Origin of the sequence: Brachyspira catarrhinii (genome assembly GCF_005518285.1) — a bacterium.
GTDB lineage: Bacteria > Spirochaetota > Brachyspiria > Brachyspirales > Brachyspiraceae > Brachyspira > Brachyspira catarrhinii.
In genome coordinates this window covers 1-737 of record NZ_SJDU01000675.1, presented here as the reverse complement: position 1 = coordinate 737, position 737 = coordinate 1, and the positions used below count along the sequence as shown (strand labels likewise).

Genomic DNA, 737 nt, shown 5'->3' with positions numbered 1-737 from the left:
AAAAACTATAATAACTTATTTTTAAGGTTATGAAATGAATAAAATATTATTTTGTTTGGAGATTAAATGAATTATATTATTGATTTAGATGAATGTATTAATAATCTAAAAGATGATAATGAACTTGATTTAAGTATTAAAGCTCATTTACTAGCTTTAAAAAAAGAAAATGTATTAAAAAAAATTAAAGATATATCTATGCTTATAGGACGATGTATAGATGAAAAAACAGCAATAAAAGAATATGCTTCTAAATATGAAGATTATTATAATGAATTATCTGATTTAGATTACAAAATAAAAAATATAGATTATCAAATATATAAATTAAAAAATAATGAAAAATAAAATCTTATTAATTATATTTTTACTTATATTTTCAATAAGCTGCAGCACTGTAAAATATGTTACAGTTCCGCTTTCTCCTCCGCCTGAAGCATATAAGATAAATGAAGGGCAGATTAAAACTCAGAAGGACTTATTCAAAGAGTATCAAAAAACTCTCATAAAACTAAATGAATGGGAAAGCTGGTATATAATTCAGACTAATAAATAGCCTTGCTATTAGAAAATAAAAACTATAATAGCAAGGCGGAGTCTAATGAAAAAATCTCTATTAAAGGAGTCAATTTTCTTTTATTTCCCTTTCCCTGAACATTTTTAATATATCATTAAAATGTACACATTTAGGTTCTTCTTCTTTTATTTTAAATAAGTTATGATTTTCTAAAGCTGTA

Annotated in this window: 2 protein-coding genes; both read left to right on the top strand. The window is 22.5% G+C overall.

The window, feature by feature from the left end:
- Nucleotides 1-66: 66 nt before the first annotated feature.
- Complete coding sequence (locus EZH24_RS13015; RefSeq protein WP_137999443.1) at nucleotides 67-348, top strand: hypothetical protein; 282 nt, start codon at nucleotides 67-69, stop codon at nucleotides 346-348.
- Nucleotides 338-556 (top strand): hypothetical protein, encoded by a 219-nt coding sequence (locus tag EZH24_RS13010; RefSeq protein ID WP_137999442.1) that lies wholly within the window; start codon nucleotides 338-340, stop codon nucleotides 554-556. The genes EZH24_RS13015 and EZH24_RS13010 overlap by 11 nt, the downstream gene beginning before the upstream one ends.
- The last annotated feature ends 181 nt before the right edge of the window (nucleotides 557-737 follow it).

Bases quoted from the DNA above. Each gene is read 5' to 3' on its own strand.
- EZH24_RS13015 (WP_137999443.1), top strand. From the start codon at position 67: ATGAATTATATTATTGATTTAGATGAATGTATTAATAATCTAAAAGAT.
- EZH24_RS13010 (WP_137999442.1), top strand. From the start codon at position 338: ATGAAAAATAAAATCTTATTAATTATATTTTTACTTATATTTTCAATA.